Origin of the sequence: Glutamicibacter sp. AOP5-A2-18 (assembly GCF_052446055.1) — a bacterium.
Lineage (GTDB): Bacteria > Actinomycetota > Actinomycetes > Actinomycetales > Micrococcaceae > Glutamicibacter.
In genome coordinates, this window is the sequence record NZ_JBQSVW010000001.1 from 1,554,665 (window position 1) to 1,580,295 (window position 25,631).

Genomic DNA, 25,631 nt, shown 5'->3' on the forward strand with positions numbered 1-25,631 from the left:
CATCATTGCGGGTAAGGCGCACAAATCTTTGAGTTCGCGTAGCTAGTTGCTGGTGTGCTCGGCGATGAAGGCTTGGGCGGCCTCTAGATCAGCCGGGGTCTTCACCGCGAGAGTCTTTACACCCTTCAGGCCACGGCGGGCCAAGCCCACCAAGGTACCTGCAGGGGCTAATTCCAGCACACCGGTCACGCCAGCTGCTGCCAGGGTCTCCATGCACAAATCCCAACGAACCGGGCGCGAAACCTGGGCGACCAAAGAATCCAAGTTGGCCGATCCATCGGCGACCGGCTGCCCGTCGAAGTTGGAGAGCAACGTGGAGGCTGGATCCTTTGGGGTGATGGTCCCGGCCAGTTCTGCCAAGGTGCCTACCGCTGGTTGCATGTGCGCGGTGTGGAATGCGCCGGCAACCTTGAGTGGGATCACGCGAGCCTTGACTGGTGGGTTTTCGCCCAGTGCTGCCAGCTGCTCTAGGGTGCCAGCGGCCACGATCTGTCCGCCACCATTGGCATTAGCCGGGGTGAGCCCAAAGCTCTCCAGCGCGGCCAGGACCTCGTCTGGATCTCCGCCAAGCACGGCGGCCATGCCGGTCGGGGTAGCCGCAGCAGCCTGCGCCATGGCGTTGGCGCGAACCTTCACAAAGTTCATCGCGTCGGCCTCATCAAGCGCACCGGCCAGAGCCGAAGCGGTAATCTCGCCAACCGAGTGACCGGCAACAATCACGCCTGCTGGCAGGCTGTCGCCAAACAGTGCACGAGCGGTCACCAAGCCGGCGGCCACAATCAGCGGCTGCGCGACGGCGGTGTCCTTGATGGTCTCTTCGTCGGAGACGGTGCCGTGGGCGGTGAGGTCGCGCTCGGTGATCTGACTCAGGGTAGCCAAGTGATCGGCTACACCTTCAACTTCGAGCCATTCGGCGAGGAAACCTGGGGTCTGGGAGCCCTGTCCGGGGCAAACGATTGCTAACACTCTTACAGCTTTCCAAATTTTAGGAGCTTTTGGCGCTTCATTTGCACACCAAGCTCATGGGAAGTGTTTGTAGGAACTCTACAAAAGCTTATCTTATGGTCGAGCAAAGTTCCCAAGTAATGCGCCATACGCGCAGAAACTAGTGTTCTGCGTCTCGTAGGTTCTTTGGGTGAAGCCTACAAGTTGACGCCTACAAGTTAACTTCGTGAAGTCGGCCGTAGAGCAGGGCCGATTGCAGCACAAAGGCATCGCGAGGGACCAGTGGGTCCCAGCCGGTGACTTCGGTGACACGCTTGAGCCGGTAGCGCACCGTATTGGCGTGTACAAAAAGTTCGCGAGCGGTGCCTTCCAAGGAGTGGCCCAGGGCCAGATAGCTGGAGAGCGTTTCGAGCAACCCATTGGAGGCCTGCTGCAAGGGCTGGTAGACCTGTTCGATCAGCGCGGTGCGGGCCAGCTCGTCGCCATTGGCTGCGCGTTCTGGCCACAAATCGTCGGTGCTCACCGGGTTGGGTGCCTGCGGCCAGGCGCGGGCTGCGGCATATCCGGCCACCGCGGCCACCGCGGCATGGTGCATCTCTTTGACTGCTGGGGCCAAGGGGGAGTAGACCAGTGGGCCGTGGCCAAAAAAGCGGGTGAAGCGGGACAGGTCGACGTCTTCAAAATTGGTGTCGGAGAGCATTAATACCGAGCGATCCCCGAGCACCCCGATTAATGAGTCCCGGGAGTAGCGGGTGGCCACCCGGCGCAGGGTGGCGACGAAAGTTGCTGAGTTGGAGGACGGGGTGGTGCCCACCAAAATGCGAATGTTTTTTTGTGACTTCCAGCCGATGGCGGCAATGCGCGAGGCCAGCGAGTCATGGGGTTCACCGTGCAGCACCGCGTCAACCACGTGCGCTTCCAGCCGGGAGTCCCAGGCACCACGGGTTTCGGCTGCCCGCGCGTAAACTTCCGCAGCGGCAAAGGCGACCTCTCGCGAGTAGCGCAGCACCGCTTCACGCAGCGCCCCTTGTTCGGCCTCGGTGGCAATATCTGGAACCTGGGATTCGACCACGTCCACGATGGTGCGCAGTAGACCCAGTGCTTTTTGCAGCGAGATCGAACGGGTCAGTTCAGTGGGGGCGGCACCAAAAACGTCGGTGACCACCCAGGCCGGCGAGGACGTGGGATCCTCATACCAGGAGACAAAGGTGGAGATTCCTTTTTGGGCGATCAGCCCCAGCGCGGCGCGTTCGTTGGGCTCCAGCGAGCGATACCACGGTAGCTGCTGATCCAGATATTTCAGCGCCGTGGTGGACAGAACCCCGATGTGGCTTTGGAGCCGTTTCAGCGTTTGGGCGCTGGGAGGCTGCTGGTGGCTGCTTCGGTTTTTCGACGCGGCGGCATCGAGTTCGGGACTCATACTTTAAGCTTAGTGACTTTTGTACAGGGATGTGAATGTGGCGGCGGATTTTTGGCTGAGGTGCTTAACCCCGGGATGTTAAAGCGGCCAGCCCCGCTACGAAGAAAATCGTAGCGGGGCTGGGAGAAACCCGGGCACTAGGTGCCACAAGTGCGAGACTTACGCGTCGCCACCTGCATTGCCGGACTTGCCGGCATTTGGGTTGTTCAGATCGTACTTGGCGTGCGCCTTCACTGCCGTGTCCGCAGGGATTTCGCCACGCTCAACCAGCGACTGCAAGGTCTGGACGACCAGCGAGTGAGCGTCGATCTTGAAGAAGCGACGAGCTGCTGCACGGGTGTCTGAGAAACCGAATCCGTCGGCGCCTAAGGTGTGGAATTCACCTGGGACGTACGGGCGGATCTGCTCAGGCACTGCGCGCATGTAGTCGGTGGTCGCGATGACTGGGCCCGGGGTGGACTCCAGCTTGCTGGTCACGTACGGGGTACGGCGAGCCTTGGAAGGATCGATGAGTACCTCGGCGTCGGCGTTCATGCCGTCGCGAGCCAGCTCGTTCCACGAGGTGACCGACCAAACATCGGCAGATACACCCCACTCGTCGGCCAGGATCTGCTGAGCTTCCAGAGCCCAAGGCACGGCCACGCCGGAGGCCAGCAGCTGTGCGCGTGGGCCGTCGGTGGTAGCTTCCTTGAGCAAGTGGATACCCTTGATGATGCCCTCGGTGTCAACGTTTTCCGGCTCAGCTGGCTGGCTGATTGGCTCGTTGTACACGGTCAGGTAGTACATCACGTTTGGATCCTGGTGGGTTCCGCCATACATACGATCCAGGCCGGAGCGCATGATGTGCCCGATTTCGTAACCGTAGGCAGGATCGTAGGTGATCACTGCCGGGTTGGTCGAGGCCAGGATTGGCGAGTGGCCATCGGCGTGCTGCAGGCCTTCACCGGTCAGGGTGGTGCGGCCGGCGGTAGCGCCGATGATGAAACCACGGGTCATCTGGTCGCCGGCAGCCCAGAACTGGTCACCGGTGCGCTGGAAGCCGAACATCGAGTAGAACACGTAGATCGGGATCAGCGGTTCGTCGTGGGTCGAGTAGCTGGTACCGGCAGCGGTGAATGCTGCGACGGCGCCGGCCTCGTTGATGCCCGGGTGGATCAGCTGGCCCTGAGGGGACTCCTTGTAGGCCAAGACGAGGTCGCGGTCTACGGATAGGTAGTTCTGACCTGCTGGGTTGTAGATCTTTGCGGTCGGGAAGAACGAGTCCATACCGAAGGTGCGCGATTCGTCGGGGACGATCGGCACAATGCGGTGACCAAATTCCTTGTCGCGCATCAGGTCCTTGAGCAAACGAACAAAGGCCATGGTGGTGGCTGCCTGCTGCTTGCCCGAGCCACGCTTGGCGATGGCGTAAGCCTTGTCGCCTGGCAGTGGAAGCTTAACCGAGGTCTCCTTGCGGCGGCTTGGTACCGCACCGCCCAGAGCCGAACGACGCTCCATCAGGTACTTGTACTCATCCGAGTCCTCGGATGGGCGGTAGTACGGTGGCGAGTACAGGTCGGCTTCGAGCTGCTCGTCGGTGATTGGGATGCGCAGGTGATCGCGGAAGCCCTTGAGGTCTTCCATGGTCAGCTTCTTCATCTGGTGGGTCGCGTTGCGAGCCTCGAAGTGCGAACCCAGACCGTAGCCCTTGACCGTCTTGGCCAGGATCACAGTTGGCTTGCCCTTGAACTCTACGGCTGCCTTATAGGCGGCGTAGACCTTGTGGTAGTCGTGGCCACCGCGCTTGAGGTTCCAGATCTCATCGTCACTCATGTCGGCAACCAATTCCTTGGTTTCCGGACGCTGACCGAAGAAGTGCTCACGCACGAAGGCGCCGGACTCAGCCTTGTAGGTCTGGTAGTCGCCATCTGGGGTCTGGTTCATGATGTCGACCAAGGCGTTGGACTTGTCGGCTTCGAGCAGTGCATCCCACTCGCGGCCCCAAGTTACCTTGATGACGTTCCAGCCGGCACCGCGGAAGAAGGCTTCAAGTTCCTGCATGATCTTGCCGTTACCGCGAACCGGGCCGTCAAGGCGTTGCAAGTTGCAGTTAATGACGAAGTTCAGGTTGTCCAACTTTTCGTTGGCTGCAAGCTGAAGGAAACCGCGGGATTCTGGCTCGTCCATTTCGCCGTCGCCAAGGAAGGCCCAGACCTGCTGGTCTGAGGTGTCCTTGATGCCACGGTTCTGCAGGTAGCGGTTCAGCTGTGCCTGGTAGATCGCGTTAGCTGGGCCAATACCCATGGACACGGTCGGGAATTCCCAGAAGTCTGGAAGCGAGCGTGGGTGTGGGTAGGAAGGTAGCGCGTGGCCTTCCTTGGAGTGTTCCTGACGGAAGCCGTCCATGTCTTCTTCGGACAAGCGGCCTTCGACGAAGGCACGAGCGTACATACCTGGGGAAGCGTGGCCCTGGAAGAAGACCTGATCGCCGCCACCTGGGTGGTTCTTGCCGCGGAAGAAGTGGTTGAAGCCCACTTCGTACAGGGTGGCTGCACCAGCGTAGGTGGAGATGTGTCCGCCAACGCCGATTGCTGGGTTCTGAGCGCGGTGCACCATGATGGCGGCATTCCAACGCATAAATGCGCGGTAGCGGCGTTCGATGGCTTCGTCGCCCGGGAATTCTGGTTCCTGATCTACAGGAATAGTGTTCACGTAGTCGGTGGTGGTCACATGGGGCACGCCCACGGACTTGGCACCTGCACGCTGCAGCAGCGAGCGGATAATGAACTGAGCACGCTCGGTGCCCTGGGACTCTACGAGAGAGTCAAATGAGTCCATCCATTCCTGAGTTTCCTCAGGATCCTGATCTGAAAGCTGGTAAGTCAACCCGCTACGGATCTGGGAGATGTGTTCCTCTACAGCCACGGAAGCTCCTTGATTGAATTGCGGCTCCGCTACGTTGCAGTTTTGCACTGCGATGCAACGGTATTGGGACAACGGGTGCAGTAACACTGGAGTGATGTGCACTGTCGGTTCATATGCAACTCTAGTGTCAATTGCCGGTGCGTGGGGTCATGATTACGAGCGAAAATCCGCTTAAGTATGACTTTTAAAGTGACTTGAGCAATATCGTATAGGTGCTATTGCTCCAATGACCCTGTCGGTATGATGTGGACCACCGGATCGTGGGTTATATTTGTTCGGCGTGTTATTGCCTTAGCGCTTGAATGGAACGAGAAAACCGTGTTTCGTTGGTAGTAACGCTTTGCACCAGCAGGAGGAATGAAGTGAGCGACGCCGTATCGGCAAACTTGGAGTCCGCTAAAAAGATGGGCTTCGTAAATGACAACCTTATTCAGGAACTGGGTTACGACGATGACGTAGATTACGATCTGCGTGACTCGATCGAGGAACTGATTGGTTCAGAACTGCTCACCGAAGAGGATCATGACGTTGTCGACGCAGTTATCTTCTGGTGGCGCGATGGCGACGGAGATCTAGTTGACGCATTGATGGACGCGCTCAACTGCTTGGACGAAACCGGCATCGTTTGGTTGCTGACACCTAAGCAGGGCCGCGACGGACATGTGTCCCCAGCACTAATTCAGCAGGAGGCGCCTAGCGCTGGCCTGCATGTGACTACCAGTGAAGGTGTTTCGGAGGACTGGTCTGCAGTTCGCCTCGCCCCACGTAAGAAGAACTAATGATTCAAACAGGTTCGCGCCTGTTCGATTTCTCGCTATCAAATCAATATGGTGAGACGATTACCAGCACCGATCTGTCAAAGGGTCGTGTGCTGGTTGTCTTTTATCCTTGGGCATTTTCGCGAGTCTGCGGTTCAGAGCTGGCGGCACTTCAAGAAGAACAGCAATACTTCACCGATCACCAGGTGCGGGTGGTTGGCATTTCGGTCGACCATAAATTCACGCTGCGCAACTACGCTGAATCCCTTGGCGTCCAGTTTGATCTGCTTGCTGACTTTTGGCCTCATGGTCAGGTGGCATTGAAGGCTGGCGCCTTCGACGAAAATGTTGGCGTTGCCACTAGGGTCTCACTGTGGGTAGTTGACGGGATTGTGCAAGAAGTTTTCAGCAGTTCGATGACTGCACCTCGAAGTATGGACGACTACAAATCCGCTATTGAGGCCCGGTAACTCAGGGGAAATGGCATAGTGTGTGCCAGTTCACAAGAAATACCGGTCTCTCGATTTGCGAGAACCGAAATATCTATGTAAAGTTATTCCTCGTTGGCTTGCAAAAGCGAACATGGTTAGGGCCTTTAGCTCAGCTGGTAGAGCGTCACGTTTACACCGTGAATGTCATCGGTTCGATCCCGGTAGGGCCCACCAAATAAAAATCCTCGATCCACATGGATCGAGGATTTTTTGTTTCCACGCAGATTGTTCAGCTAGTGGCTACTGCTTGCTCAGGCGCATCGTAGTTGTTGTGCCCATGATCCCGGCCTCATAGGAAATCTCGCCGTTGATAAACGTGAACTTCTTGCTGTCGTCGCCCGAGGCCATAATTGCGCTATCCGTCGCCTTTTGATCACGCTGAGAAGTCCAGGTAAATGATTCGGCGCCAGCCTTCGGAGCCTTAAACGTGCCAACCCAGTAAATTGACTTTGTGTCTCCGTTGTTCGTCACCCAGTCAATGCTGATGACGTCCCCTTTGATGGTGGCCAGTTGGTAGGCGTCTTCGTCCATGGAATTTTTCTGTTTCCACTTTCCGCTTAGGTCTACAGGCTCTGCCTGCTGACCTTGTTGCGCGGTGCTGGATGTAGTTGTTGCACTTGTTGCACTTGGTGTGGAGGCCGGCGCCTGGCCGCCACAAGCGGACAGTGCAAAACATAGGGCGAGAGAGGCAACTGCCAGTGATCTTTTCATAGGGAAAGTATCGCCGAAGGTGCCGACAGTTTAGGGTCCGCCGTTAGTAGCCAAGGCAGCTTCCGGAGAGTGACGCTCGGCACTCTTTGCGAAAAATACCGTTCTCAATTTGCCAAGTCAGTTCGGCATGTACTAAATTATTTCTTGTTGCAGAGAACGAATGAAGCAAAGAAATTTGCTTGGTTCTTCACTGTAGGAGGGCCTTTAGCTCAGCTGGTAGAGCGTCACGTTTACACCGTGAATGTCATCGGTTCGATCCCGGTAGGGCCCACCAACGAAAACCCGTTGTTTTTGATCGTCAAGATCGAAAACAACGGGTTTTTTCGTATGCCGTGACTGGTGCTCACTCGTGGCAAACTGGAGGCATGAGTGCCCCGGAAGAAAATCTTTGGCTTGCGACCCGTCGCGCCAATCCAGATCACGCGAAAAACTATGCGCAGCGCTGGCGAAACTTAGTGGCCGAAGGAAAAGACATTTTTGGCGAAGCCCGCGCCGTTGATGCGTTGGCGCAACGCGGCAGTCGAATTCTTGATGCTGGGTGTGGAACCGGTCGGATCGCCGGTTGGCTCGCCGAACAAGGGCATAACGTCGTTGGTGTGGACCTTGACCCCGATCTGATCGAGGTAGCCCGTCAGGACTATCCCAACGCCGCGTGGTATCTGGGTAATCTGGCGAGTTTTAGTCGCCAAGACATTACCTCAGGTCCGGTTGAATTTGATGTCATCGTTTGTGCAGGAAACGTTCTGACGTTCCTGTCCGAAGCCGAACGCTTGCCCGCCTTAAAACGCCTGGGTCAATTTCTTGCTCCCGACGGACGCTTGATTGTGGGATTGGGAGCCAACAGGGGGTACGACTTTGAGCAATTTGAAGCTGACGCACAGCGGGCTGATCTTCTGATTCAGCAACGCTACTCAACGTGGAACTTTCACGCGCCGGCCGATGATTTCCTCGTGGCTGTACTTGGCGCAAAGTAACGCTAGGTTGGCGAGCCTAAGATCTTGCTAGACCGGGGATTGACTGCGCTTAGGCCTTGACCTTCAGGCGCCACAAGGTGGTGATCTCCTTCGAACGAGCTGCGTGCAGGGGATCAGACTGATCATGGGCGCGGCCGTGTGTGGGACGTCCATCAATCTTCTCGACAACCCTTAGGCCAGCGTCGTCGATAGCGGCTAAGAGTAGTTCGCGGGTGCGCAGACCAAGCAGCTCGGCGAGGTCGGAGATGATGAGCCAGCCTTCACCGTCCTCGGTCAGGTGCTTAGGTAACCCGCGAAGGAACTGCAATAGCATCTTGCTGCCCGAATCATAGATGGCAGCGTCGAGTGTGCTCGGAGCGCTACCCGGTAACCACGGGGGATTGCAGATGATCAGCTCAGCCTGCCCGGCGGGGAACATGCTGGTTAATTCGGCGTGTGCGTCATCCTGCATACCCAAGCGGGCGAAGTTTTGATTGGCACAATCAACGGCTCGCTGATGGATATCCGTGGCCTTCACGGTCTTCACTCCCCGTGAGACCAACAGGGCAGCCAGCACTCCTGTCCCGGTGCCAATGTCGAAGGCGAGCTGCGCACCGTTAAGCGGAGCCTGGGCTACGAGCTGAACGTATTCTTGCCGGGTAGGCATAAAGGTGCCGTAGCGCGGATGGATGGTGGCCCCCAACGCGGGCACGTTGACACCGTTGAGGAACCATTGATGCGCGCTGAGCACCCCGGAGAGTTCTTGCAGGCTCACCACGGCTTGCGTGCCAGCAAAATCTTTGGCTTGTTCGTAGGCGAAGGTGATTGCTTCGGCTACCTGTGGGGAGCGCGCCAAACGTAGTTGTGCGGCATGCTCTGAATTCTCGAATGTCAGGGACACCAGGACCAAGGAGAGCATCCGGGAGCGGTGTGCACGAGCTTGACGGATGGCGTAGAACTTTTGACCAGCATCTTGTTCCTTCTTGGAGGACTTGCTGGTTTGGGTGGCGCTGAGCCGGCGGTCCATGGCCGAGATCAGTTGCTTGGCATTGTGATAGTCACCCTGCCACAACATCGCGATTCCACGCGAAGCGTAACGCATCGCGGCGTCGGCGGTCAGTCGATCATCAACGAGGACTACCTTTTTGGGCGCTGGTCGATCGTTGGCCGAGAACCATGTGGCGCTGAAACTTTTCCCCTCGTGGTCCCACGAAATAGATGGTTCAAGAGCACTGGGTGCAGTACAGATGGCCGAACGCCCTGTCGTTTCGCGGTGCTCACCCGTTGGAGAACCGCGCATGAGCCATGTGTTGCGTGGGTCGGTGTTAATAAGTCTACCGAGGATTGATCAGGGTGCGGTGCGCGAAGATCATACACTTCATTGGTGGATTCAGCAGGATTTGCGAGATCTTTCAGTTGGCCTCAAGTTGCTAACCAGCTGGCTACCGAAATTGGCATGTAACGTGGGATTTGTTCGTTGTTCGATCGACTGCAAAAGGAGTACCACTTATGGGTTTAGGCGATAAGTTCAAGAACAAGGCTCAGGAAGCATCCGGCAAGGTCAAAGAATCTGTCGGCGATGCAACCAACAATGAGGATTTGCAGGCTGAAGGCGTGAAGGATCAGGCCGCAGCCAAGACGAAGCAGGCAGGTGAAGCTGTCAAGGACGCAGCTAAGGACGTCCGCGACGACTTCAATAAGTAGCAAGTAGTTCAATAAGGGCACTCACCATTTTGGTGGGTGCCCTTGTTGCGTTAAGTTGCTGTTGCGTACAGCTTCTGATGCGTTGAACTTCGTGATCAGTAGCGCTCCAAGAACCTTGCGACCTTCAGCGCACTGTCCTCTTCAGCTGCTAGTTTCGTTGAGATCAATCTGGCACCCTGAGCATAGTTCTCGTTGCTCTCGGCTTCATTGATGGCCTGGGCCAGGGAATTAACGGTCAAATTTTTATAGGCGATAGGGGCAACACCTGCGCCCAGACGGTGAAGCCGAGACGCCCAAAACGGCTGGTCCGTGAAGATGGGTACCGGCACCGCTGGAACACCGGCGCGCAAACCGGCGGCAGTGGTGCCGGCCCCAGCATGGTGCACTACGGCAGCTACCTGGGGGAATAACCAATGATGCGGGACTGCGCCGACACCCAGAACGTTTGACTCGGAAAATTCTCCCGCGCCTTGGATGATGGTTCGTCGCCCGGTACGGCGGGCAACGTCGATAAGGAAGTCAGCTTCGAGTGCCTGTGTGCTTCCAAAACCTAGGAACACCGGTGGCTCACCTGCGCTGAGGAAATCACGCAGTGAGGCAGGTGCGCTCCACGATGGATCGGCCGCCGGCCACCAGTAGCCGCAATTGATAATGTTTTGGTGCCAATCAGCGGGGCGCGGCACCACGGTTGAACTGAAACCATTAAGAACTGGACTGCTAACCTTTCGGCGCAGACGTTCCGAGGCAGCACGGCTTCGTTTGGGCAATCCCAATTTTGCGCGAATGCGTGCGGTCGGTGCATCGTAGGGTGCCTTGGACGCGAAAATCAGTTGATGCAGCGCTTTGTTTCCTAGCTTTCCGAAACTGCGGGCCGTACCTAGCACCATAGGGGAGTAGTCCCCGCTGGGCTCGGACGGTTGCAAATGGGCGCTGATCGCCGGGATGCCCAGTGCCTCGGCGACATCAAAAGCGAAGGGCGCTACCGAATTGGCTAGGATCACCTCGGACCCGTGCTCGGCTGCCTTTAATGTTCCGGCAGCGGCTTGTTCGAAGTATGCGCCCAATTCTGCGAGGTATTTCCGCAGGTCTTTGGGACTGGTCTTTGTACCAGGAGGCGCAGGGTTGACCAGCGCGCTCATGTCACCTGGCAGCTCGCGGAAGGTGCAGCCCGCTGAGCTCACAAGTTCTTGGTAGGCAGGGTTAGCAGCGATCGATACATCAAAACCTTGCGCGGTCAGTGCCTGACCTAGACCTGCCATCGGAGCAACATCGCCACGGGTGCCTGGGGTGATCATCAGTACGCGCATGGTTCTCCTGTAAAGTTAATTGCGAACAGTGTTCGCGTTTAACTATACAGCCTCAGGAGTTCGCGCCATGGCCAAAAAATCACCGCAGAAAACCACCGGTCCCAAGCCCCGATACTCACGCGAAAAAATTGTTGAGCTTGCCGTTGATCTTGCCGACGCACAGGGAATTGGGGCCGTTTCGCTCAGGGCGGTAGCATCGAGTCTCGGCACGGGTCCCGCCTCCCTCTACCGATATGTGAAGTCCTACGATCAGCTCACCGAACTAATGGTTGATCGGATCAGCGCCGAGTATGACTTTGATGCCTGCACTGGATCTGCAATTGAGCAGCTGGTGAACATCGCTCACCAGGGTCGGGGAATCATGCGGCGCCATCCATGGGTGCCATTGATCGTCCTACAAAAACAGGTGATGACCCACAACTCCATGGCATACCTCGAGCGAGGATTGCTGGCCTTAGCGGATACGGAACTGAGCGCCGCCGTTAAGCTGCACACCATCGCGATGCTGAACTCGCTGACCGCCGCGTTTGCGCTTAACGATCAGAAACAAGATGAGCAACAGGAAGCCTCGGCCGTGAACGAAGCATTGCAGACGGGGGCCTACCCGCAGTTGCTGAGAACACTGAGCGAGCTGAAGCAGCCCCTTGATCGGGACAATGCCTTTGAGCAGGGAATCCGCACCTACCTGCACGGCATCGGGGTCGGGGTCGGGGTCGGGAAACATTAACCCGCATAGCCTTAGAATGAAATCTTCTATGCATAGGTGACTTGGTATGACAGCATGAAACCAGTGTAATTATGCCAAGTACTTAGGAGTTGTTGTGGCTGCACCGTCCGAAGCAAGCATGAAAGAAATCCGCGAGCTGATTGCCGTGGACACCACCAGTCGCGACACAAACTTGCCGCTGATCGAAAACGTAGTGGAAAAACTTCAAGCCTACGGAGTTGAATCCTCGCTGATCCATAACAGCGAGGGTACCAAGGCCAATCTGCTGGCGACCATCCCGGCCCATGATGGAACGCGTACCGGCGGCATCGTGCTCTCCGGGCACACCGACGTTGTTCCGGTGGACGGGCAGAAGTGGAGCAGCGAACCATTTAACGCAGAAGTTCGCGGAGATAAGCTGTATGGTCGCGGGACCTGCGACATGAAGGGCTTCCTCGGGGTGATCCTAGCCAAACTGGACAAGCTGACCGAAGCGAAACTAGCCGAACCAATCCACCTTGCCCTCTCTTACGACGAAGAGGTTGGCTGTGTTGGTGCGGTGAGCCTGGTTGAAAAGATCGTCGCTGACAAGTTGGCGCCGCGTGGATGCTTTGTGGGGGAGCCATCAAGCATGCGGGCTATTCGCGGGCACAAGTCAATGAACGTCTTCAAGGTGCAGTTTAATGGCGTGGCGGCTCACTCGTCCTTGCCATCGGAAGGCGTTAACGCCATTTCCTATGCGCTTCGCTTTGCGAACTTTGTGGAGCAAGTTTCCGCTGAGCTGCGCACCAGCGGGCCGAGTGATGATGCGTTCATCGAACCGACCGCCACCATGAACGTCAACAAGTTTGATGCCGGTATTGCCGTGAATACCATTCCATCCCAGGCAGTGGTGTTTTTCGAGTACCGTTCGCTGGCAGTGGTTGATCGTGAAGCGTTGACCAATCGTTTCCGTGAGGAAGCCACAAAGCTTGAAGCGCAGATGCAGAAGAAAAACCCTGCATGCTCGGTGAGCCTGGAACAGCAGGCCGGGGCGCCCGGGCTGAATACCGAACTAGATGAGGACATCGTCGCTTTTGCTGCAGCTTGTGGCGCGCACGCCACCGACGAGAAGGTTACCTACGGCACCGAGGCGGGACTATTCCAAGCCGCCGGGATTCCTACCGTGGTGTGTGGCCCTGGCGATATCGCTCAAGCGCACGCACCAGATGAGTACGTGTTGCTTGATCAGCTCGTGGAGTGTGAGGACTTCGTCGACTCCTTGATTGCACAGCTGAGCCGATGAGTGCCGGGACGCAGGTTACTGCCCAACAGGTAGCGATGGCCCGCAGGGCCGTGATCTCCAGTTCCATTGGAGCGGCGCTTGAATGGTTCGACATCATCGTTTATGCCACCTTCGCGACAACCATCGCGAAAGTCTTTTACCCGGATTCGGATCCGACCTTCGCGCTGATTCTTACCTTTGCCACGTTCGCGATTTCCTATGTGATCAGGCCACTGGGCGGAATGGTGCTGGGCAGCTACGCCGATCGTAGGGGTAGGAAAAAGGCGCTCACCCTGACCCTGGCCATGATGATGGTGGGCACGCTGATCATGGCGGTGGCCCCGCCCTTTGAATCGGTAGGTGTCGCCGGTGCCTTGATCATTTTGCTTTCGCGACTGATTCAGGGGTTCTCCGCCGGTGGTGAATTTGGCACGGCGACCGCATTTTTGATTGAAACTGCCCCGCATAAGAAGGCGTACTATTCCTCGTGGCAGGTGGCCAGCCAGGGTGCGTCCATGATGCTGGCCTCGGCCTTCGGCTATTTCCTGACCACGGGATTGAGCGCAGAAGCCTTGGAATCTTGGGGCTGGCGCGTGCCGTTCTTTGTCGGTTTGCTCATCGGTCCAGTGGGCTTGTACATTCGCGCTCGTCTGGAGGAGACCGAAGAATTCACTTCCTCCATCAAGGAGAAGTTCCCGCTGGGTACGCTGTTCAAGCAGCACTACGGTCGTTTGCTGGCCGGCGTTGGGGTGATTGGTGTTGCGACAATCTCCGTCTACCTGATCCTGTTTATGCCTACTTTTGCCGTGAATAACCTTGGGATTCCGGGAGACGCGGCGTTCTTGGGTGGGATCGCCGCGGGCGTTATTACCCTGTGCGGGGTGCCGATGGTAGGTCACCTGGCGGATCGAATTGGTCCGGCACGCGTGATGACCTATGCGGCCATCGCCGCCTTTGTCCTGGCCTATCCGATGTTCAAGCTCATGACTTCTAACCCGAGCGTTCCGGTCATGGTGCTGGTGATCGCGCTGCTCGGCGTGATCATGTCCTTCTACTTCGGACCGCTGCCAGCGTTGCTCTCCAACCTATTCCCGGCGGCCATCCGTGGCTCGGGCCTTTCGGTGGCCTACAACGTGGGTGTCACGCTACTCGGCGGAATTGCTCCGCTGGTGTTGACCTGGCTGTTGAAGATCACCGGATCGTTGGATGCACCGAGTCTTTACTACATGGCGATTGCCGTGATTTCTTTGGTAGGACTGTTTGTGGTTCGTCGCCGTTACGGACAGCGATAGACCAACCGAGAAAGCGCAGTGGCCGCCAGCTTGAGAAAGCTGGCGGCCACTGCGCTTTTTTGTGTGTGTTGCTGATTTCTAGATGGCTACCAAAAGAACTGCGGTCCAATGGCAGAGGAACGCGACGATGGTGCATGCGTGGAAGAGTTCGTGGAAACCGAAGATTGTTGGCAGGGGATTAGGCCGTTTGGTTGCGTAGAACACCGCACCGACGGTGTAGGCCAGGCCACCGGCAAGAATCAATATCATGACTGCCGGATTTGTGGCCCAGAAGGTAGGTAGCTGCATCAGTGCGCCCCAGCCAAGCAAGATGTAGAGGCTGACGCCGACCCAGCGCGGGGCGGTAGGCCATACGGTCTTGATGACGATACCTGCCAAGGCGCCGACCCAAATGATGGACAGAACAATGATTGCTTGTTTGGCTGGCAGCATAAGCGCGGCGACAGGTGTGTAGGTACCGGCGATCAGCAAGAAAATGTTTGCGTGGTCGGCTCGGCGGAACAGACCCATTACCTTATCGGTCCAGTTGCCACGGTGATAGAGCGCCGAGGTGCCAAAGAGCAGGATGGAGCACAGGGCAAATACTGCGCTGGTCCACTCGGCGAGGTGGCTGTCGGCAAGCACGATCAGAACCAGGTTCATGATGATGATTCCTGGTGTTGACCATGCATGAATCAGGCCGCGCCAACGAGTTCTTTCGGTACCGATAGACAGAAATTTCTTTGGTGCTCGAACTTCTGCCTCTGGGGTCATGGGATTAATGGCCATGGGCGTCCTTAACGTCGTGCTCGGGGAGTAATCCCCAGTTCTTGAAGTCTACGACAAATATCTGTTGTGAACCTGTGCTGAGAAGCGAACGCAGGACATGCAAAAGCCCGCCGGTTGCCACTGTAAAATTAGCGGCAGCCGGCGGGCTTGTTGCTTAGTGCGAGGGGCTAAAACCCGATGATACGAGCTATGCTCGCCTCTTGGTGATGAATCCCCAGATGACCAATACGATTAAGGCGCCACCAATGGCTAGGAGCCAGCTCCAAATGGAGAAGAATCCGCCGACACCCTTATCGAAGAGGGCACTTCCGATCCAGCCGCCGAGCAATGCGCCGACGACACCTAGCAGCAGGGTTGCGATCCAGCCGCCACCTTGCTTGCCTGGCAGGATTGCCTTTGCGATTGCGCCTGCAATCAAGCCCAAAACTATCCATCCAATGAATCCCATGATTCGCTCCAATGGTCAGAATCTGCAGCGGCCGGGTTTGACCACTCATTCGCGACAATACATGGCATTGAGCTGGGCTTCCAGAGTTGCCACGATGAAATTCATACTTTTCACACAGGAGTTTCGACTAGTGGTTGAAGGTCGTGAAGGTTTCATACCTAAACACCATCTGACCTGCCCTTTGCAGGAAAATGTTACTTCGCGCACTTGAAATGGTTGACAGCACCCGATTGCGCTCTTAGTCTTGTTAAATCAGATTTTATCCAACCAAATATTCCTTAAGTCTGATATTAGGTTTGCACACAACGGAGTGAAAACATGAGTGAACTGGTCCCGCCCATTGTTGTTATGGGTGTTTCGGGTAGCGGCAAGTCGACCATTGGTCAGATGCTGGCGGATGCATTGCACCGCGAGTTTATTGACGGCGACAGCTTGCACCCAGATGCCAACAGGCAAAAAATGGCGGCAGGTCAAGCACTAAATGACCAAGACCGCGAGCCATGGTTGCGAGTTATCGGGCAGAAACTTACCGACGGTACTGCACAGGGCGAACCTCTGGTCATCGCATGCTCCGCGCTCAAGCGCGACTACCGCGATTTGATCCGTAGTCTTGAACCAGCAACTCTGTTTGTGCACCTTGCAGGCGTTCCTAATCTGATTCGTGATCGAATGAACGCACGCTCCCACGAATACATGCCAACTTCGCTGCTCGACAGTCAGCTGGCCACTCTGGAACAGCCAGAGGCAGATGAAGCTGTGCTCACTGCAAACATCTCAAACTCTCCCGAAGACATCGTGCGTCAGCTCGTCGCTGACCTCGCCGTAGTCAACCACGCCTAATCCATCTGCCAGATGCTGGCATGGATAACCATTGATCAAGGACGACAATGACAACTGAGCTCGAAATGAATTGGACGCTGGGTACCCCCGGCCTCCTTGCACTGGCGGTGGCTGCAGTAGCCCTGCTGCTGGTGCTTATTATCCGCTTCAGAGTCCACGCATTTGTGGCTCTGGTGCTAACAAGCCTTATTACAGCCATTGCAGCTGGTATTCCAGCAGGCTCAGTCATCACCACACTAACCGGCGGTTTTGGTTCAACCTTGGCCAGCGTGGCCTTGCTGGTTGGCCTTGGCGCAATGCTCGGTCGCATGCTGGAAACCAGTGGCGGCGCAGAGGTGATGACCAACTGGTTGATCTCCAAGTTCGGTGAGAAGCGGGCGCCACTGGCGTTGTCCGTAGCTTCACTGCTCTTCGGTTTCCCAATCTTCTTTGATGCTGGCCTTGTGGTCATGCTGCCAATCATCTTCACCGTCGCACGTCGCCTTGGCGGCTCGGTACTGTACTACGCGATCCCTGCGGCTACCGCCTTCTCGGTGATGCACGTCTTCGTACCACCACACCCAGGTCCAGTGGCGGCCTCCGGTCTGCTTGAAGCAAACGTAGGACTGGTCTTGGTCTTGGGTCTGCTTGTTGCGATTCCTACCTGGTTCTTCTCCGGTCACCTGTTCGGTAAGTTCGTCGGCAAGAAGTTCGACATTCCTGTTCCAGATATCTTGGATGCCGCTCTGGGCAATGGCTCAAACAAGGATGCTTTCAAGTCCTCGCCTTCAGTAGGCACCGTCTTTAGCCTTCTGCTACTTCCACTGATCCTGATCTTCTTGAACACCGGATTGAACATGCTCGGCAGCGCCGGCGTTGTTGATCCAAAGGCTTCATGGGTTACCTGGTTGCGTCTGTTCGGTGAAACCCCAGTAGCTCTGCTGATCACCGTGCTGTTGGGCATGGTTCTGCTTGGCTTCCGCAAGGGCAAGGACAAGACCCTTATCGAAACCGTGGTCGACTCCGCATTGGGCCCAGTATGCTCGATCATCTTGATCACCGGTGCCGGTGGCATGTTCGGTGGCGTACTGCGTGCCAGCGGTATTGGTAACGCTATCGCCAATTCGTTGCAGGCTATTGGTCTGCCACTGATCATCGCGGGCTTCCTGATCGCTGCCATCGTTCGACTGGCTCAGGGTTCGGCCACCGTGGCACTGACCACCGCCGCTGCCATCGTTCAGCCAGCAGTGTTGGCAGATAGCTCGTTGAGCGCCTTCCAGATCGCCACCATGGTTCTGGCTCTGGCTGCCGGTTCGGTCTTCGCCGGACACGTCAACGACTCGGGCTTCTGGTTGGTCTCGCGCTTCTTGAACATGGACGTATCCACCACCCTGCGTGTTTGGACCGTTGGCCAGGCACTGGTTTCCGTGGTTGGTTTCGTCTTCGTGATGGTGCTATACGGTATTGCTACCGCAGTGGCGTAGCTACTGTTACTAGTAACCACAAAAAATCCTTCCTCTCTAACAATCGTTAGAGAGGAAGGATTTTTTGCTATCTAAAACAAGATTTTGGAGCTCGTGCTTAGCGTGTTTCCTTGGGTGGATCAACGAATATGCGCGCTTGGCCCTCCCATAAGCTGCAGATCTCGTTATGTGTACGACGCATAATACTTTCCATATTCTTGCGTGCACTGGCGGAGTCAGAGTTGGAGATGGCATCAGATACCGATTGGTGCCAGAGCAGCGCTTCTTCGTGCGGGCGTTCGGGCATGAGCCCAAGCTCTGTGCGACCGCGCAGGATTGCACCAATAGGGGTGGCAAGGTTGGCAAACATCTCATTGCCGGAGGCTGCAAGGACTAGGGAGTGGAACCGGATATCCAGTTCCAAGAATTTGTGCAGGTCACCTTGGCGACCGTAGTGACTCATCTGGGCTGAAACCATCATGAGCTCTTTGCGCATTGCCTCGGGGGCAACCTCGGCAGCCAGTTCGGCGGCCATGGGCTCTACTGAGATGCGAAGCTCGGTCAATGAGCGAAGTTGTGTACCTTTTTGATCGCTCGCTAAACGCCAGCGGATGACATGGGAGTCGTACGGATTCCAGAATTCAGCGCCCAGAACACGAATGCCGACTCGTTTGGTGCTGGTCACTAAGCCCGATTGAGCTAGTACACGAATGGCCTCACGAATCACCGATCGGGAGACTTGGAGTTTTTCCTCGAGTTCAGCGGCCAGCAGAATCGATCCGCGGGGGATTTGTCCGCCCACGATGCGCGAGCCGAGGTGCTCGACCACATGAGCGTGCAGACTAGTTGACATACCGTTAGTTTAGCCAAGGACTAGTCTCATACCTTGATACGCGCTGTAGTTCGGTGGGATAAATATGTTTTAACATCCGCTATGAGCTGTGAAACGTAGGGTATTGGCGAGTAGGATATAGAGGTCACGTGGTCGTGATTCAGGGGCCACTTTAATTGGTCTCTGTTTACGGCACACCTCCCCGTAATTGATGGAGACTTATTTTTATGCCTGCACAGATTGGTGTCACAGGTCTGGCCGTTATGGGCGCGAACCTTGCCCGTAACTTCGCCCGCAACGGATACACTGTAGCCCTGCACAACCGCTCGGTCGGTAAGACCGATGCACTGCTTGAGGCGCACGGCGATGAAGGTGACTTCATCCGCACCGAGAGCCTAGAAGAACTGGTTGCGAACCTCGAAACCCCGCGTCGCGTCTTGATCATGGTCAAGGCTGGCGGCCCAGTAGACTCGGTCATCGACCAGCTTGTTCCTTTGCTTGATGAGGGTGACATCGTCATTGACGCTGGTAACTCGCACTACTCCGACACTCGTCGCCGCGAAGCTGCGTTGAACGAGAAGGGCCTGCACTTTGTAGGCGTTGGCGTTTCCGGTGGCGAAGAGGGCGCACTGCTCGGCCCATCGATCATGCCAGGCGGTTCCGAAGAGTCCTACAAGGCTCTGGGCCCAATGCTAGAAAAGATCGCCGCTAAGGCTGACGATGGCACTCCTTGCTGCGCATGGATCTCCACTGACGGTGCTGGTCACTTCGTCAAGATGGTGCACAACGGCATCGAGTACGCCGACATGCAGGTTATCGGCGAAGCTTACGACCTACTGCGCAACGCTGCAGGTATCGAGCCAGCAAAGCAGGCCGAAATCTTCAACGAGTGGAACCAGGGCGAACTCTCTAGCTTCCTCATTGAAATCACCGCAGAAGTTTTGGGTCACACCGATGCTTCCACCGGCAAGCCACTGATCGACGTCATCCAAGACTCCGCTGGCCAGAAGGGCACCGGTCGTTGGACCGTACAGTCCGGCCTGGACATGGGATCGCCAGTTTCGGCTATCGCCGAGTCGGTCTTCGCTCGTTCACTATCTTCCCAGCGCGATATCCGCGCCGTGGGCCAGAAGGTTCTGGGCGCAGCAACCTCTGAGGTTACCCTGCCTGAGAACTTCGTTGAGGACGTGCGTCAGGCACTGTTCGCTTCGAAGCTGGTTTCCTACGCACAGGGCATCGATATGCTCACCTCGGCTGCCGGTGAATACAACTGGACGCTGAAGCTGGACGAGATCGCTGGCCTGTGGCGCGAAGGTTGCATCATCCGTGCAGCCCTGCTCAAGGACATCACCGCTGCCTACGCAGCCGATGAGAAGCCTGCGAACCTCTTGTTCGCACCTGCATTCGCTGAAGCGATCACCAGGGCTGTTCCAGCTTGGCGTCGTGTTGTAGCTGTTGCAGTTCAGCTGGGTATCCCAGCACCGCTCTTCTCCTCGTCGTTGGCTTACTACGATGGTCTGCGCAGCGAGCGTCTGCCAGCAGCCCTGACCCAGGGTCTGCGCGACTTCTTCGGTGCACACACCTACCGCCGTACCGACAAGGAAGGCACCTTCCACACCTTGTGGAGCGGTGACCGTTCCGAGATCGCAGCTGAGGACACTCACTAGAGTTTTCACAGCTAAAACCGGCCTTCTTTCTAAGGAATTCCTTAGGAAGAAGGCCGGTTTTTTCTTAATAGGAGCCGCGTCACAGAAGTTCTTTTTGCCCGAATTTATCGGGATTTATCTGGCATGAATTCTCATTCATGGAAAACACCTAAGTAGATCGAGATCTGCTGACAGGTAGCGTCTATATAAATTTTCACATGACGAATTCACCTGAAACGCAAAACACCAGATCCCAGCAGTTAGCCACCGAAAAAGCATCCAAGAGTAAAAAGCCATCACGTCGGACGGTGCTTATTGGCTCGCTCGCCGTTCTAGCTGGCGCAGGTGGCGGAGCCGGCTGGGCATTGGACCGCTTCGTTGTTGAGCACGTCGAGCAAACAGGGGTTACTAGTGCCGCAGCGGCGACTGCCAGCACCGCCTCTGACACGGCAGCCAAAATTACCGATACCAGCTACACCTCAGATCTTGCCAAAATCAATATCGCTAAGACCGTCACGGGCAGCGGCAACAGCCAAGTCACCTACTTCGCAGCCGATCTGAATCTCAAAGACGGCACCGTACTGGCCTCGGCTTTTGCAAAAGACAGCTTCGGCGAAAACATCACAGAGACCACCAGCGTCATAGCTGAGAACAACTCCGCAATCTTTGCTATCAACGGAGACTATTACGGTTTCAGGGACACCGGCATCATCATCCGCAACGGAGTCGCCTACCGTGACAAGGGGGCCCGTGAGGGACTGGCGTTCTACAAGGACGGCAGCGTCAAGGCGTACGACGAGACCAGCACCGAGGCAGACACCCTAGTTTCAGAAGGCGTATGGCAAACAGTGTCGTTCGGGCCGACGGTAGTGAAAAACTCCAAGCAGGTTGACGGCATCGACGACGTTGAGGTCGATACCAATTTTGGTAACCACTCCATCCAGGGCCAGCAACCACGCACCGCGATCGGCATCATCGATGATAATCACTACGTCTTTGTCGTGGTTGATGGTCGCTCAGAAGGATATAGCGTCGGGGTGACCATGCCGGAGCTCGCCCAAATCATGCTGGATCTTGGCTGCAAAACCGCCTACAACATTGACGGTGGCGGTTCTTCGACCATGTACTTCAACGGCAAGCTGGTCAATAATCCGCTGGGCCGCAACCAAGAACGTGGAACCTCCGACATTCTGTTCATCGCAGGACAGGGGTAAGACCATGATTCTCCTGATTCCCGCGTTTGAACCAGATGAAAAGCTCAATACCCTTATTGAGTCCCTGCAGCTGACGAGCAATGAAACGGTCCTGGTCGTTGTTGATGACGGCAGCGGACCTACGTCAGCAGAAATCTTCGCTTATGCCCAGCGTCAGGGAGCAATCCTCGTCCAACACCCGGTCAATTTGGGTAAAGGGGCCGCACTCAAGACAGGATTCAGCTTTATCGCTGGAAACTTCCCCGGCCACGATGTTGTCACCGCAGACTGCGATGGTCAGCACGCTGCTGAAGACATCTACGCTGTGGCCAGGGAAGTGGGTCAGAAGAAAAGCATGGTTCTTGGAGAACGTGAGTTCTCCGGCAAGGTTCCGCTACGCAGCAAGTTGGGCAATAAGGCCACCGCGTTATTCTTCGCACTCTCCACAGGCACATGGCTCAACGACACCCAAACCGGGCTACGCGGATTCCCCGCAGAGATACTTCCATGGCTAGGCAAGGTGCCCGGCGAGCGCTACGAGTACGAACTGAACATGCTGCTGGATGCACGACGGAACAATATAGAGCTCCAGCGGGTGAAGATTCAAACCATATACCTGAACGACAACGAAAGCTCACACTTCCGGCCCATCAGGGATTCGATAAGAATCTACGCCCCACTCTTGAAGTTCTCCGCTTCGTCATTGGCAGGATTCGCGGTGGACACGGTGTTGCTCCTGATCTTCACCGCGACGTTCCACCAATTACTACCTGCTGTGGTCATAGCTCGTCTCGGCAGCGCCGCCGTGAACTTTTGGATCAACCGACAGCTGGTGTTTACCGAAGGTCGTACGCTTCCGTTGCGCGCAACAGTAAGTCGTTATGCATTACTGGCCATTGTCCTACTGGCCCTGAATTACGAGTTGCTCACATTGCTTTCCTCGTCCGGGATTCCGTTATTACTCGGAAAAATCATTACAGAGATCGTGCTCTTCTTGGTGAGCTTTTCCGTTCAAAAGCGGTTCTTGTTCCGGAAAAAGTCGAGCAAGTCATCCCCATTTCAACATTCACAAGCGAGGCATTTGGTGAATACAGAGTCAGCACAGGGAAATATTGAAAGATAGTCATATACCCTCAGATAGGCAAAAATAAATTGCCGACAATCCTATTATGAATGCAGAGAGAATGCTCATGAAACGCTCATTTCGAAATAAGGCACTGAGTTCAGTTGCCGCTTTATCGCTGGCGCTGACCATGGTTGGGTGTGCGACAGGCTCTGGCGGGACAACGGTCTCCGATGTCATCAACGCAACCAGCAGCGCAAGTAGCGCATCCACGGTGGCAGAGAGCAGCAGCTCTTCGGGCAACACCTCAACTGCCTCAGCAACCGACATTTCGGAAGACACGCACTTTGATGAGGATGATCTGCAGTGGGACGCTGACAAAGAAACAACTGTGGACCTGGCCGATGGTGGCACCAAAGCTTCAGGAACTGACGCTGACAAGGTCTCGGTAGATGGGGATACCGTCACCATCACCGGTGCTGGTACTTACCGCCTGTCTGGCTCGCTCAGTGACGGCAAGGTTGTCGTCGCCGCCGGCGAGGAAGACGTTGTTCGAGTCATCATGGATGATGCCTCCATCACCAGTTCAACCGGTTCCGCAATCCAGGTTGATGAATCCAATGAAACCCTTCTTTATCTAGAAAAGGGCACCAGCAATTCTGTATCCGATGCGAGCACCTACGCTGATACCGCCGAAGATGCTGCCAATGCGGCAATCTACTCGATGGCTGACCTAACTATCGCAGGTGAGGGTTCCTTGGACGTGAAGGGAAATTACCAGGACGGCATCGTTAGTAAGGATGGTCTAGTTCTTGCCTCCGGTGACGTCACTGTCACCGCGAGCGACGACGGAATTAAGGGTAAGGATTACGTAGCCCTACTCGGTGGCGATTTGAAGATTACTGCAGCCGAAGATGGCATCAAGTCAACCAATGACACTGACGCTGATCGCGGCTGGCTACACCAGTACGGCGGCACGTTGAAAATTGACGCAGGAGACGACGGAATCAAGGCGGAGCAGATTTTGACGCTCAGCGGTGGAACCGCGACGGTCAGCAAGTCTAACGAGGGACTGGAATCGCCGACCATCAACCTAGCCGGAGCGACGGTCAACGTGAACGCTACCGATGACGGAGTGAACGCTACCGCTGGTAGCAGCGAGACTACAACGCAAGGTGGCGCAGGCGGAGGCATGGATGCCGCGCAGGATGCCCACCTGAACATTTCCGGTGGCAAGGTCACGGTCACTTCGGAGGGTGACGGGTTGGATTCCAATGGCGACATCTCAGTTACCGGTGGTACGACCGTAGTCAACGGTCCAACCAACGGCGGTAATGGCTCACTCGACTCTAATGGGGATATTTCGGTTGACGGCGGTGTACTTATCGCGGCTGGCAGTGACGGCATGGCTGAAGGTCTAAGCGATACTTCCAAGCAGTCCGGCGTTCAGGCTTCCCTTGGCACCACGGTTGAAGCAGGAACCGCTATCCACATCGTTGATTCGAGCGGAAAAGTAGTCGCTAGTTTTGTCACCTCAAAGGCCACCGCCAATGTCGTGTACTCCAGCTCCGAGATTGTTGACGGCGATAGCTACAGCTTCTACACGGGAGGTACCGTAGATGTTGATGCGGGTCTAGGTACCGGTAGCATCACCGACGCAACCGAGGTTGTCACCGCAATCGCCGGGGAGTTTGAATCCGGAATGGGCGGCATGGGTGGCGGCATGGGCAGAGGCCCAGACGGTCAGTAAAACTAAATAAACTAAAGGGTTGTCATACTAATGAACCCCGCTGTCCCATTCATGAGCTGGGGCAGCGGGGTTCAGTGTCGTTTCCGGAAAGAACCTGTTGGCTTAGTGCTCGCAGATAACTAGCGTCTTGGCATCTTCAAGCAGGGTCCGGGCCTGTGCTGGAGCGATTCGCACCAGCGCAAAAGCGGCAACAACAAGACCTGTCACCGTTGAGGCCAATCGTTGTTGGACGGTTGGGTCGAGATCGCTTCGGGCAGCGCTAATCCCGCGACCAAACGCAGTTTCTAGCTCTTCTCTGTAGGCCTGGACCACTTGCGACACGTGGGAGTCGGCTGATAGGGGTGAATTGGCGGTGTTGATCAGCAAGCAACCATTGCTGGTTGGCAGCGCCTTGGGCTGACCAAATACGGAGATCAAACCATCAAGGTACTCAGTGAGTGCTTGCGGGCTAACGTCATCAGATATCAGTGGTTCTAGGCGCGGGCGAACAATCTCATCGAGGTAGCTCTGCACGGCTGCGTCAAACAAACCTCTTTTGGAGCCAAAGGAGTTGTAGATGCTGGATCTGCTCAGGCCGGTGGCTGATTCAAGTTCTGGGATGGACGCTGCTTCAAAGCCCCTAGACCAGAATAGGGAGCGAGCTTTTTTGATGACAGCGGTACTGTCAAAGGCTAGTGTTCTTGCCATCACATACCTTTCTACTTTCGGAAACGACCATTACAGTATATATTGAAATGGACGTTACAGAATGCTTGTTCCGCTAAAACTTTCAGGAGCTGTTAATCATGATCATCACCGCACTCGTGCTGGCCACCCTTGCTGCATTGCTTCACGTGTACATCTTCTTCATGGAGTCCCTGTGGTGGACCACTGACAAAGTTCGAGCAACCTTTGGCTCGACGCCTGAAGATGCGGAAGCAACCAAGGAGATGGCCTTCAACCAAGGCTTCTACAACCTGTTTCTGGCCATCGCCACCCTGGCAGGCGTCGTCTTCCACATGGCTGGAGAAGCAACCATCGGCTCGACCCTGATCTTCACCGGAACCGGCTCCATGTTGCTGGCCGCACTGGTCCTAATCATTTCCAGCCCATCCAAGGCTTCGGCAGCAATCAAGCAAGGCGTCTTCCCATTACTGACGGTGATCGCACTGATCATCGGCGTAGCACTCTAAATTTTCAAACCCGAAAAAATTC

The 25,631-nt window shown here is 56.1% G+C and carries 24 protein-coding genes and 2 tRNA genes; 16 read left to right on the forward strand and 10 right to left on the reverse strand.

What is annotated here, in order from left to right; all coding sequences use genetic code 11:
- Nucleotides 1-42 precede the first annotated feature (42 nt).
- The 3 genes from ACT3RW_RS07305 to aceE all read right to left on the reverse strand — a co-directional run bounded on the left by ACT3RW_RS07305 (nucleotide 43) and on the right by aceE (nucleotide 5,269).
- Complete coding sequence (locus tag ACT3RW_RS07305; RefSeq protein WP_131088095.1) at nucleotides 43-966, reverse strand: ACP S-malonyltransferase; 924 nt, start codon at nucleotides 964-966, stop codon at nucleotides 43-45.
- A 190-nt stretch (nucleotides 967-1,156) separates the two neighbouring features.
- A complete protein-coding gene (locus ACT3RW_RS07310; protein WP_131088096.1) occupies nucleotides 1,157-2,365 on the reverse strand; it encodes a PucR family transcriptional regulator in 1,209 nt (402 codons plus the stop codon).
- 159 nt (nucleotides 2,366-2,524) lie between these two features.
- The gene (gene aceE / locus ACT3RW_RS07315; protein ID WP_131088097.1) at nucleotides 2,525-5,269 is read right to left on the reverse strand and encodes a pyruvate dehydrogenase (acetyl-transferring), homodimeric type; all 2,745 of its coding nucleotides are present in this window, start codon (nucleotides 5,267-5,269) and stop codon (nucleotides 2,525-2,527) included.
- A gap of 404 nt (nucleotides 5,270-5,673) precedes the next feature.
- Between aceE and ACT3RW_RS07320 the strand changes: the two genes are divergently transcribed.
- The 3 genes from ACT3RW_RS07320 to ACT3RW_RS07330 all read left to right on the forward strand — a co-directional run bounded on the left by ACT3RW_RS07320 (nucleotide 5,674) and on the right by ACT3RW_RS07330 (nucleotide 6,692).
- Nucleotides 5,674-6,048, forward strand: coding sequence for a DUF3052 domain-containing protein (locus ACT3RW_RS07320; protein ID WP_131089758.1), 375 nt, complete (start codon nucleotides 5,674-5,676; stop codon nucleotides 6,046-6,048).
- The gene (locus ACT3RW_RS07325) at nucleotides 6,048-6,497 is read left to right on the forward strand and encodes a redoxin domain-containing protein (RefSeq protein ID WP_444613314.1); all 450 of its coding nucleotides are present in this window, start codon (nucleotides 6,048-6,050) and stop codon (nucleotides 6,495-6,497) included. Before ACT3RW_RS07320 ends, ACT3RW_RS07325 begins: the two co-directional genes overlap by 1 nt.
- 119 nt (nucleotides 6,498-6,616) lie before the next feature.
- Nucleotides 6,617-6,692 (forward strand) — tRNA-Val (locus ACT3RW_RS07330).
- 66 nt (nucleotides 6,693-6,758) lie between these two features.
- Here ACT3RW_RS07330 and ACT3RW_RS07335 read toward each other — a convergent pair.
- Nucleotides 6,759-7,049 (reverse strand): hypothetical protein, encoded by a 291-nt coding sequence (locus ACT3RW_RS07335; RefSeq protein WP_262197840.1) that lies wholly within the window; start codon nucleotides 7,047-7,049, stop codon nucleotides 6,759-6,761.
- Between the two features lie 378 nt (nucleotides 7,050-7,427).
- Here ACT3RW_RS07335 and ACT3RW_RS07340 point away from each other — a divergent pair.
- Both ACT3RW_RS07340 and ACT3RW_RS07345 read left to right on the forward strand, forming a co-directional pair.
- Nucleotides 7,428-7,503: transfer RNA gene (locus ACT3RW_RS07340), tRNA-Val, on the forward strand.
- 91 nt (nucleotides 7,504-7,594) lie between these two features.
- Nucleotides 7,595-8,203, forward strand: a complete 609-nt coding sequence (locus tag ACT3RW_RS07345; RefSeq protein ID WP_444613315.1) for a class I SAM-dependent methyltransferase — start codon at nucleotides 7,595-7,597, stop codon at nucleotides 8,201-8,203.
- A 49-nt stretch (nucleotides 8,204-8,252) separates the two neighbouring features.
- Here ACT3RW_RS07345 and ACT3RW_RS07350 read toward each other — a convergent pair whose 3' ends face one another.
- Entirely contained in the window at nucleotides 8,253-9,482 is a 1,230-nt protein-coding gene (locus ACT3RW_RS07350) for a methyltransferase (RefSeq protein ID WP_444613316.1), read from the reverse strand.
- Between the two features lie 209 nt (nucleotides 9,483-9,691).
- On the opposite strand from ACT3RW_RS07350, the gene ACT3RW_RS07355 reads away from it, so the two are divergent.
- Nucleotides 9,692-9,886, forward strand: coding sequence for a CsbD family protein (locus tag ACT3RW_RS07355; protein ID WP_061952239.1), 195 nt, complete (start codon nucleotides 9,692-9,694; stop codon nucleotides 9,884-9,886).
- A gap of 95 nt (nucleotides 9,887-9,981) precedes the next feature.
- Here the strand turns inward: ACT3RW_RS07355 and ACT3RW_RS07360 are convergent, their stop codons facing one another.
- A complete protein-coding gene (locus tag ACT3RW_RS07360; protein WP_444613317.1) occupies nucleotides 9,982-11,193 on the reverse strand; it encodes a glycosyltransferase in 1,212 nt (403 codons plus the stop codon).
- A gap of 67 nt (nucleotides 11,194-11,260) precedes the next feature.
- Here ACT3RW_RS07360 and ACT3RW_RS07365 point away from each other — a divergent pair, with 67 nt between their 5' ends.
- The 3 genes from ACT3RW_RS07365 (at nucleotide 11,261) to ACT3RW_RS07375 (ending at nucleotide 14,455) form a co-directional block, all read left to right on the forward strand.
- Nucleotides 11,261-11,920 carry a TetR/AcrR family transcriptional regulator gene (locus ACT3RW_RS07365; protein WP_444613318.1) on the forward strand — a complete coding sequence of 220 codons (660 nt, stop codon included), beginning with the start codon at nucleotides 11,261-11,263 and terminating at the stop codon, nucleotides 11,918-11,920.
- A 94-nt stretch (nucleotides 11,921-12,014) separates the two neighbouring features.
- A complete protein-coding gene (gene argE, locus ACT3RW_RS07370; RefSeq protein ID WP_444613319.1) occupies nucleotides 12,015-13,184 on the forward strand; it encodes an acetylornithine deacetylase in 1,170 nt (389 codons plus the stop codon).
- Nucleotides 13,181-14,455, forward strand: coding sequence for an MFS transporter (locus tag ACT3RW_RS07375; protein ID WP_444613320.1), 1,275 nt, complete (start codon nucleotides 13,181-13,183; stop codon nucleotides 14,453-14,455). Before argE ends, ACT3RW_RS07375 begins: the two co-directional genes overlap by 4 nt.
- A gap of 78 nt (nucleotides 14,456-14,533) precedes the next feature.
- Here ACT3RW_RS07375 and trhA read toward each other — a convergent pair whose 3' ends face one another.
- Nucleotides 14,534-15,223 carry a PAQR family membrane homeostasis protein TrhA gene (gene trhA, locus ACT3RW_RS07380; protein ID WP_444613321.1) on the reverse strand — a complete coding sequence of 230 codons (690 nt, stop codon included), beginning with the start codon at nucleotides 15,221-15,223 and terminating at the stop codon, nucleotides 14,534-14,536.
- Between the two features lie 187 nt (nucleotides 15,224-15,410).
- Nucleotides 15,411-15,671 carry a GlsB/YeaQ/YmgE family stress response membrane protein gene (locus ACT3RW_RS07385; RefSeq protein ID WP_444613322.1) on the reverse strand — a complete coding sequence of 87 codons (261 nt, stop codon included), beginning with the start codon at nucleotides 15,669-15,671 and terminating at the stop codon, nucleotides 15,411-15,413.
- A gap of 318 nt (nucleotides 15,672-15,989) precedes the next feature.
- On the opposite strand from ACT3RW_RS07385, the gene ACT3RW_RS07390 reads away from it, so the two are divergent.
- Nucleotides 15,990-16,511 carry a gluconokinase gene (locus ACT3RW_RS07390; protein ID WP_444613323.1) on the forward strand — a complete coding sequence of 174 codons (522 nt, stop codon included), beginning with the start codon at nucleotides 15,990-15,992 and terminating at the stop codon, nucleotides 16,509-16,511.
- Between the two features lie 47 nt (nucleotides 16,512-16,558).
- Entirely contained in the window at nucleotides 16,559-17,974 is a 1,416-nt protein-coding gene (locus ACT3RW_RS07395) for a GntP family permease (protein WP_444613324.1), read from the forward strand.
- 97 nt (nucleotides 17,975-18,071) lie between these two features.
- On the opposite strand, the gene ACT3RW_RS07400 is transcribed toward ACT3RW_RS07395, so the two are convergent.
- Nucleotides 18,072-18,806: a FadR/GntR family transcriptional regulator gene (locus ACT3RW_RS07400; RefSeq protein WP_131088109.1), complete on the reverse strand. Its 735-nt coding sequence runs from the start codon at nucleotides 18,804-18,806 to the stop codon at nucleotides 18,072-18,074.
- A 206-nt stretch (nucleotides 18,807-19,012) separates the two neighbouring features.
- On the opposite strand from ACT3RW_RS07400, the gene gndA reads away from it, so the two are divergent.
- The 4 genes from gndA (at nucleotide 19,013) to ACT3RW_RS07420 (ending at nucleotide 24,437) form a co-directional block, all read left to right on the forward strand.
- A complete protein-coding gene (gene gndA / locus ACT3RW_RS07405; RefSeq protein WP_444613325.1) occupies nucleotides 19,013-20,452 on the forward strand; it encodes an NADP-dependent phosphogluconate dehydrogenase in 1,440 nt (479 codons plus the stop codon).
- Nucleotides 20,453-20,649: 197 nt separating this feature from the next.
- Nucleotides 20,650-21,645: a phosphodiester glycosidase family protein gene (locus ACT3RW_RS07410; RefSeq protein WP_444613326.1), complete on the forward strand. Its 996-nt coding sequence runs from the start codon at nucleotides 20,650-20,652 to the stop codon at nucleotides 21,643-21,645.
- A 4-nt stretch (nucleotides 21,646-21,649) separates the two neighbouring features.
- Nucleotides 21,650-22,747, forward strand: a complete 1,098-nt coding sequence (locus tag ACT3RW_RS07415) for a GtrA family protein (RefSeq protein WP_444613327.1) — start codon at nucleotides 21,650-21,652, stop codon at nucleotides 22,745-22,747.
- Between the two features lie 67 nt (nucleotides 22,748-22,814).
- On the forward strand, nucleotides 22,815-24,437 hold the full coding sequence (locus ACT3RW_RS07420; protein ID WP_444613328.1) for a carbohydrate-binding domain-containing protein: 1,623 nt from the start codon (nucleotides 22,815-22,817) through the stop codon (nucleotides 24,435-24,437).
- Nucleotides 24,438-24,539: 102 nt separating this feature from the next.
- Here ACT3RW_RS07420 and ACT3RW_RS07425 read toward each other — a convergent pair whose 3' ends face one another.
- Complete coding sequence (locus tag ACT3RW_RS07425) at nucleotides 24,540-25,124, reverse strand: TetR/AcrR family transcriptional regulator (protein ID WP_131088114.1); 585 nt, start codon at nucleotides 25,122-25,124, stop codon at nucleotides 24,540-24,542.
- Between the two features lie 98 nt (nucleotides 25,125-25,222).
- Between ACT3RW_RS07425 and ACT3RW_RS07430 the strand changes: the two genes are divergently transcribed.
- The gene (locus ACT3RW_RS07430) at nucleotides 25,223-25,609 is read left to right on the forward strand and encodes a DUF1304 domain-containing protein (RefSeq protein WP_262197828.1); all 387 of its coding nucleotides are present in this window, start codon (nucleotides 25,223-25,225) and stop codon (nucleotides 25,607-25,609) included.
- Nucleotides 25,610-25,631 lie beyond the last annotated feature (22 nt).

Bases quoted from the DNA above. Each gene is read 5' to 3' on its own strand.
- ACT3RW_RS07310 (WP_131088096.1), bottom strand. From the start codon at position 2,365: ATGAGTCCCGAACTCGATGCCGCCGCGTCGAAAAACCGAAGCAGCCAC.
- ACT3RW_RS07320 (WP_131089758.1), top strand. From the start codon at position 5,674: ATGGGCTTCGTAAATGACAACCTTATTCAGGAACTGGGTTACGACGAT.
- ACT3RW_RS07325 (WP_444613314.1), top strand. From the start codon at position 6,048: ATGATTCAAACAGGTTCGCGCCTGTTCGATTTCTCGCTATCAAATCAA.
- ACT3RW_RS07335 (WP_262197840.1), bottom strand. From the start codon at position 7,049: ATGGACGAAGACGCCTACCAACTGGCCACCATCAAAGGGGACGTCATC.
- ACT3RW_RS07345 (WP_444613315.1), top strand. From the start codon at position 7,595: ATGAGTGCCCCGGAAGAAAATCTTTGGCTTGCGACCCGTCGCGCCAAT.
- ACT3RW_RS07350 (WP_444613316.1), bottom strand. From the start codon at position 9,482: ATGCGCGGTTCTCCAACGGGTGAGCACCGCGAAACGACAGGGCGTTCG.
- ACT3RW_RS07355 (WP_061952239.1), top strand. From the start codon at position 9,692: ATGGGTTTAGGCGATAAGTTCAAGAACAAGGCTCAGGAAGCATCCGGC.
- ACT3RW_RS07360 (WP_444613317.1), bottom strand. From the start codon at position 11,193: ATGCGCGTACTGATGATCACCCCAGGCACCCGTGGCGATGTTGCTCCG.
- ACT3RW_RS07365 (WP_444613318.1), top strand. From the start codon at position 11,261: ATGGCCAAAAAATCACCGCAGAAAACCACCGGTCCCAAGCCCCGATAC.
- ACT3RW_RS07375 (WP_444613320.1), top strand. From the start codon at position 13,181: ATGAGTGCCGGGACGCAGGTTACTGCCCAACAGGTAGCGATGGCCCGC.
- trhA (WP_444613321.1), bottom strand. From the start codon at position 15,223: ATGGCCATTAATCCCATGACCCCAGAGGCAGAAGTTCGAGCACCAAAG.
- ACT3RW_RS07385 (WP_444613322.1), bottom strand. From the start codon at position 15,671: ATGGGATTCATTGGATGGATAGTTTTGGGCTTGATTGCAGGCGCAATC.
- ACT3RW_RS07390 (WP_444613323.1), top strand. From the start codon at position 15,990: ATGAGTGAACTGGTCCCGCCCATTGTTGTTATGGGTGTTTCGGGTAGC.
- ACT3RW_RS07395 (WP_444613324.1), top strand. From the start codon at position 16,559: ATGACAACTGAGCTCGAAATGAATTGGACGCTGGGTACCCCCGGCCTC.
- ACT3RW_RS07400 (WP_131088109.1), bottom strand. From the start codon at position 18,806: ATGTCAACTAGTCTGCACGCTCATGTGGTCGAGCACCTCGGCTCGCGC.
- gndA (WP_444613325.1), top strand. From the start codon at position 19,013: ATGCCTGCACAGATTGGTGTCACAGGTCTGGCCGTTATGGGCGCGAAC.
- ACT3RW_RS07410 (WP_444613326.1), top strand. From the start codon at position 20,650: ATGACGAATTCACCTGAAACGCAAAACACCAGATCCCAGCAGTTAGCC.
- ACT3RW_RS07415 (WP_444613327.1), top strand. From the start codon at position 21,650: ATGATTCTCCTGATTCCCGCGTTTGAACCAGATGAAAAGCTCAATACC.
- ACT3RW_RS07420 (WP_444613328.1), top strand. From the start codon at position 22,815: ATGAAACGCTCATTTCGAAATAAGGCACTGAGTTCAGTTGCCGCTTTA.
- ACT3RW_RS07425 (WP_131088114.1), bottom strand. From the start codon at position 25,124: ATGGCAAGAACACTAGCCTTTGACAGTACCGCTGTCATCAAAAAAGCT.
- ACT3RW_RS07430 (WP_262197828.1), top strand. From the start codon at position 25,223: ATGATCATCACCGCACTCGTGCTGGCCACCCTTGCTGCATTGCTTCAC.